Origin of the sequence: Pseudonocardia sp. McavD-2-B (assembly GCF_024124365.1) — a bacterium.
GTDB lineage: Bacteria > Actinomycetota > Actinomycetes > Mycobacteriales > Pseudonocardiaceae > Pseudonocardia > Pseudonocardia alni.
Genome location: NZ_JAMXSG010000406.1, coordinates 1 through 3,712 on the forward strand (window position 1 = coordinate 1; position 3,712 = coordinate 3,712).

Below are 3,712 nucleotides of genomic sequence, written 5' to 3' on the forward strand. Positions count from 1 at the left end.
TGCTGCGGCTGCGCCGCGACTGCGGGCCCGACGGTCCGTCGGGCCAGACCGAGGCGGCGCGCCTGGCCCGGGTCCTGCGCGCCCGCCACCGCGGCGTCGCGGGGCCGGTGACCGTCGTCGTCGAGCACTCCGCGGATCTCGACGACCCGCGCGGCGCCTACTGGGGCGAGGTCGAGGCGGCCGCGGCGCTCGCCCTGGCCGACCTGCCGCTGCGGCTGCTCTGCTTCTTCCCGGCCGACCTGCCCGGTCCCGTCGCCGAGGTCGTGCGGCGCGCGCACCCGTTCGTCCTCGACGACGGCAGGCCCGTCCCGACCGGGGTCGACACCGACCCGCGCCGGCTGCTCGACGGCCTCGGCGCCCCGGTGCCCGCCGAGCTCGGCGCACCCGCACGGGAGTTCCGCTTCGACGCCACGCAGCTGCGCGACGTGCGCCGCGCCGTCGACGAGGCACTGCGCGGCCAGGGGTTCACCGACAGCCGCGCGGAGGACGTCACCGTCGCGGTCAACGAGGTCGCCACCAACGCCGTCCACCACGGGACGCACACGGCGCGGCTCATGCTGTGGACGCCCGAGCAGGATGTCGTCTGCGAGGTCCACGACGGCGGCCGGCTCGCCGACCCGCTGCCCGGCCTGACCCCGCCGGACCCGGGCCACGCGCACGGGCGCGGGATCTGGATCGCCCGCCAGCTCTGCGACCTGCTGCACGTCTGGGGCGACGACGCGGGCACCCACGTCCGCATCCGCGCCGCCGCCTGAGCGCACCCGGGCCCGGGGGCCTCAGCGCGTGTCGAGCGCGTGGAAGGACTCCACCAGCCGACCGGACGGGAACCCGGCCCGCTTCGCCAGCGACCCGGACCACTGCCCGATCATGTCCTCCAGGCCGGTCATGTGCGCGGTCTGGCTCGCGTGCGCGCGCAGCGCCGCGATCTTCACGTCGATCGTGTCGGTGATGTCGACGTGTCGTGCCCCCTCGGGGTCGTCGGCCGGGGCCGGACCCAGGACCCACACCTCGCCGACCGTGTGCGCCTCGTACCCGGCCTCGGCCAGCTCGGGGAAGGCGTAGGGGTTGCGCGCGTCGGGGTAGACCGCGCAGAGGGCCGCCTCGCCGGTCGCGGTGTGGTCGGGGTGGCTGCCGTACATGCTGCGCAGGTCGCGCACCGGCTGCGGGACGACGACCCGGTCCGGACGGACCTGCCGGATCACCCGGGCCAGGTCCCGGCGCAGCTCCAGGGTGACGGTCAGCCGCCCGTCGGGGTGGCCGAGGAACACCAGGTCGGTGACGCCGGCCTCGGCGGCCGCGGCGGTCTGCTCGGCCCGGCGGATGCCCGCGATGTCGCTGCGCGGCACGGCCGGGTCGAAGCCGCCCGCGTCGCCGTCGGTCACCAGGCAGTAGGTCACCGCGACCCCGGCCGCGGTCCACACCGCGACGGTGCCGCTGCAGGAGAAGTCGATGTCGTCGGGGTGCGCGGCGATCACCAGCACGCGCTCCACCCCGGTGTGCGCGCGGTCGTCGGCCGCCGTGCGCTCGTCCTCGGTCGCAGTCACCCGGCCATCCTGGGTCACGCGCCGGAGGCGGTCACCAGCAGGACCCCCACCACGGACCCGGCCGACCACACGAGCGCACGGACCAGGTTGACCCGCAGCAGCCGACGCAGGTCCCCCGGGTGCGCGGCCGGGTCGAGCCGGCCGTGCAGCGACACCGCGGGCAGGGTCACCGCGACGCCCGCGGCGGCCGCCACCGCGGTCACCCACACCAGCGGCTCGCCGGGCGCGAGGACCAGCAGCGCCGCCGTCGCGAGCCCCTGCGCGACCCACGGCGGCCCGACGACGATCGTGACCGCCCGGCTGTGCGCGGCGTGGTAGCGGGCCCAGGACCCGGCCGGGACCAGCGCGAACGCCGGGTAGACCACCACCTGCACGGTCCAGGCGATCCCGGCCAGCAGCACGGTCGCGACGGTCTGGACGACGGCGGCGATCAGCACCGTCCGATTCTCGGGTGAACCGGCGCCGCGCGCGTGCCAGGCTGCCGGGGTGATCACCACCGCGATCGGGCCCGAGCTGCTGCACGGCGTCCTCGACGCCGTCGACGGCGAACGGGGCCTGCTCCCGCAGCGGCTGCCCGCCACCGCCCGGGCCCGCAACGCCGACCCGCAGCTGGCCGGCGCGCAGAGCCAGCCGTCCGGGGTACGCGTCGTGTTCCGCACCGCCGCGCGGACCGTCGAGCTGGAGACCCTGCGCACCCGGATCGGTCTCGTCGGTGCCCCGCTGCGGCCCGACGGCGCCTACGACCTGCTCGTCGACGGCCGGCCGGCGGGCAGCGCCACGACCTCCGGCGGGAAGCTCCTGATGACCGATCCGGCGACGGGGGAGGTCACGGTCACCGACGGCCCACCCGGCCCGGTGCGGTTCACCCTGCCCGGCCGCGACGCGCTCGTGGAGATCTGGCTGCCGCACAACGAGATCACCGAGGTCGTCGCGCTGCGCACCGACGCGCCGGTCGCCGTCGTCCCGACCGGTGGGCGCCCGGTGTGGCTGCACCACGGCAGCTCGATCAGCCAGGGCAGCAACGCCGCGGGGCCCAGCACCACCTGGCCCGCGCTCGCCGCCCGCACCGCCGGGGTCGAACTGGTCAACCTGGGGTTCTCCGGCAGCGCGATGCTGGACCCGTTCGTCGCCCGCACGCTGCGCGACACCCCCGCCGCGATGATCAGCGTCAAGATCGGGATCAACGTCGTCAACGCCGACCTGATGCGCCGACGGGCGTTCGCGCCCGCCGTGCACGGTTTCCTCGACACGATCCGCGACGGGCACCCCGACACCCCGCTGCTGGTGGTGTCCCCGGTGCTGTGCCCGATCCACGAGCACACCCCGGGCCCGGGCGCGCCGGAGGTCGTCGACGGGCGGCTGCGGTTCCGCGCAACCGGCGACCCGGCCGAGGTGGCGGCGGGGAAGCTGACGCTGTCGGTGATCCGCGAGGAGCTGGCCCGGATCGTGGCAGTGCGCGCCGCGGAGGACCCGGCGCTGTCCCACCTCGACGGCCGTGAGCTCTACGGCGACGCCGACGCGGCCGAGCTGCCGCTGCCCGACCGGCTGCACCCGTGTCCCGAGGCGCACCTGCGGATGGGGGAGCGGTTCGCCCGGCTGGTGTTCGGTGCGGGGGGTGCGTTCCACGCCGCGGGCAGCGGACGGTGACGACGGCGGGCGGTCCCGTGTCCTGACCGGACACGGGACCGACGACCGCGGGGAGTAGCGCCTCAGTTGTCCCCGAGGCGGTCGATCTCGCCCTGGAGCCGGTCCTGGAGTTCCTGCTGGCACTGGGCCATGGCCGACTGATCGTTGCCGGCGCGCTGCAGGCACGACGCGAACTGGCCGTCATCGACCTGCTGGAAGACACTGAACCCGAAGGCGACCAGGGCGATCATGGCGATCGTCCCCAGAACGCCGAGGATCCCGAGCACGAGTCCGGAGATCGACACGCCACGGTTCGTGGCGACGCCCTTCGACACGCGGCTGATGCCGATCGCGCCCAGCACGATGGCGATGAGCCCGAAGAGCCCGCCGATGAACAGCCAGAACGTGAGCACGGCCAGGATGCCGAGCACCAGCGCCGCGATCCCGATGCCGTTGCGCGGCGGGGTCGTGGGCGCCCCGCCCTGCGGCCACCCCGGCGCCCCGCCCTCCGTCGTGACACGGCGGCCCGGGCGGCGCGGCAC

The 3,712-nt window shown here is 75.9% G+C and carries 4 protein-coding genes and 1 pseudogene; 2 read left to right on the forward strand and 3 right to left on the reverse strand.

The window, feature by feature from the left end; genetic code table 11:
• A partial coding sequence (locus NH602_RS29270; protein WP_253069496.1) for an ATP-binding protein occupies positions 1-755 on the forward strand: 755 nt, incomplete at its 5' end.
• Between the two features lie 21 nt (positions 756-776).
• Here the strand turns inward: NH602_RS29270 and NH602_RS29275 are convergent.
• A complete protein-coding gene (locus tag NH602_RS29275; RefSeq protein ID WP_253069497.1) occupies positions 777-1,544 on the reverse strand; it encodes a PIG-L deacetylase family protein in 768 nt (255 codons plus the stop codon).
• A gap of 14 nt (positions 1,545-1,558) precedes the next feature.
• Positions 1,559-1,981, reverse strand: coding sequence for a DUF1772 domain-containing protein (locus NH602_RS29280; protein WP_179759957.1), 423 nt, complete (start codon positions 1,979-1,981; stop codon positions 1,559-1,561).
• Between the two features lie 49 nt (positions 1,982-2,030).
• Between NH602_RS29280 and NH602_RS29285 the strand changes: the two genes are divergently transcribed.
• Positions 2,031-3,191 carry an SGNH/GDSL hydrolase family protein gene (locus NH602_RS29285; RefSeq protein ID WP_253069498.1) on the forward strand — a complete coding sequence of 387 codons (1,161 nt, stop codon included), beginning with the start codon at positions 2,031-2,033 and terminating at the stop codon, positions 3,189-3,191.
• Between the two features lie 62 nt (positions 3,192-3,253).
• Here the strand turns inward: NH602_RS29285 and NH602_RS29290 are convergent.
• Positions 3,254-3,712, reverse strand: a pseudogene (locus NH602_RS29290) (hypothetical protein); the annotation flags it as partial.